The sequence below is a fragment of the Streptomyces sp. NPDC055140 genome (assembly GCF_053607285.1).
The window spans coordinates 1-1,242 of sequence record NZ_JBSGTG010000113.1; the positions used below are offsets into that span (position 1 = coordinate 1).

The following is a 1,242-nucleotide window of genomic DNA, read 5'->3' on the forward strand; positions in this document are numbered from 1 at the left end:
CGGGCCTCCACGGTGCCACGGACAAGCAACAGCCCCGAGTGAAAAATCGTATGCGCGCAATCAGCGTGTGTGGAATCGAAGAACGCGAGGTCGACGAGCCCGGCTCCGTCCTCCAGCGTCACGAAGATGATCCGCTTCCCGGACGGGATGGGCGGGGTCTGGGTGGAGGCACGCACGCCCGCGACGAGGACCTTCTGCCCGGGGATCATGCGCTGGAGGTGGGCGGCATCGGTGGCGCCGAGCTCGCGCAGCAGCCGGTGGTGGTGCTCCATCAGGTGCTGGGAGACGTCGATCGACAGGACCTCGAGCTCGGCACTCATGCGCTCCCGGCTCGACATTTCCTTCAGACCACTCGGCTCAGCGCTCACCAGGTCGCCGCCGAGCGCCAGTTGCCCGTCGGCGGTGGCGCGGTTGCGGGCATGCCGGTGCAGCTCGCTGGCCTGGAGCAACAGGTCCCGCCGAGTGAGTGCGCCCTTGACCGCATCAAGAGCGCCGATTTGGATGAGACGCTCCGCGATCGGCAGCGAAGGCCTGGCCCGCTGCCAGAAATCCTGCAAACTCACGTAAGGCTGGTGGGAGGCGATCCGTGCCGCCTCTGTCCCACTCATGCCCTTCACCGTCGACAGTGACAGCCGCACGCCCCACCCCTGAGCGGTTGCCTCCACCCGGTGCTCGATGCGCGAGAGACTCACATCCACGGGCAGCACCGGCACGCCGTGGCGCCGCGCATCAGACGTGATTAGCCTCAAAGGCCACATCCCGGGATCGTGCTCCAGCAGCCCTGCGTATAGAGCGGCCGGATGGTGCGCCTTGAGCCACGCGGACTGCACGGCCGGCACCGCGAACGCCACGGCGTGCGCCCTGCAGAAGCCGTACGCACCGAATTCCTTGATCACGTCCCAGACTTCGCCGACGACGGAGTCGGCGTAGCCGCGCTCGGCGGCTGCCCTCTTGAACCATGTCTCCACGCCAGGCAGACGCTCAGGGTCGGCGAGGGCGCGCCGTGCGACGTCGCCGGCGGCACGGTCGCAACCAGTCATTTTCGCGAGAATCGCGATGATCTGCTCGTGCCAGATCACGACGCCGTACGTATCGTTCAGGATCGGCTGAAGGTCGGGGTGGGGGTAGTGAGGTGCGGCGCCGTGCCGGGCCGCGATGAACTTCGCGGGCATGCCGCCCTTGACCGGGCCGGGCCGGAACAGGCTGATGTCGGCAATCACGTCCTGCATGTGCCGGGGCTGT

Annotated in this window: 1 protein-coding gene; it reads right to left on the reverse strand. The window is 67.6% G+C overall.

Features of this window, described 5'->3' with window-relative positions:
* The coding region (locus ACWFR4_RS47795) for a helix-hairpin-helix domain-containing protein (RefSeq protein WP_453658145.1) at window positions 1-1,242 on the reverse strand (1,242 nt) is incomplete at both ends.